This window comes from Vibrio sp. 1978 (assembly GCF_033344345.1).
The window spans coordinates 1-970 of the sequence record NZ_JAWPOP010000194.1; the positions used below are offsets into that span (position 1 = coordinate 1).

Below are 970 nucleotides of genomic sequence, written 5' to 3' on the forward strand. Positions count from 1 at the left end.
ATTTGCCAAGTTGTTGATGCTGTGGCTCAGACGGTTTTGTTTCGCACCAAGATCCGCACGTTGTGAATCCACGTATTTCAGTGCAGAGTCCAGTACAGAAATCGCGTTCTGAGAGCCTTGAACCGTTGTCATATCAATATCTTGTACTGATGTTCTTACTGGCTCATCACTTAGGCCTAGCTCAGAAGCAAGACCACCAGAGATCGAGATGTCACCCTGAACGTTTGGATGAGCAACAAAAATTTGCAGCTTGCCATCTTCGCTTACAGACGCGTTGATCATGTCTGATTGACCATTGATGTACGTTGCTAGCTCTTCGATGTCATCACCCGCTTTCGCGTTGATATTGATTTCTAGATCATCAACATTACCATCTTCGTCTTCACCCATGCCAGGAAGCGTGATTTTTAGATCGGCTTTAGTTGGATCAACACCCCAATCTTTGCCTTTTCCTACTTCAGAGAAGAATGTCACACCGCCCATACGAGTGTCATCTGCACGAATACTGGTTAGACCCATGATCATCGCTTCACCAGAGCTCGCACCGATTTGGAATGCCGCTTCACCGAATGAGCCGTTCAATAGACGACGACCACCGAATGATGTGGTTTCTGCGATACGGTTCAGTTCGTCAACCAACGCCATTGATTCTTCGTTGATTGCCTGACGCTCAGCTGGAGAGTTAGTACCGTTTGATGACTGGATAGCCAAGTCACGCATACGCTGCATCACTGACGTTGCTTCGTTCATCGCACCTTCAGCCGTTTGAGCGATAGAGATACCATCGTTCGCGTTACGCATTGCCACATCAAGACCACGAGACTGTGCCGTTAGACGGTTAGAGATCTGTAGACCTGCTGCATCGTCTTTTGCACTGTTAATTTTGTGACCTGATGATAGACGCTCCATCGAGGTATTAAGCTCGTTGGTCGCTTTATTTAAGTAACGCTGCGCGGTCATCGCGGAGACG

General features: G+C 47.7%; 1 protein-coding gene. It reads right to left on the reverse strand.

All coding sequences use genetic code 11. The features are described 5' to 3' along the window. On the reverse strand, positions 1 to 970 hold a 970-nt coding region (locus R8N49_RS25455; protein ID WP_318190254.1), incomplete at both ends, for a flagellin.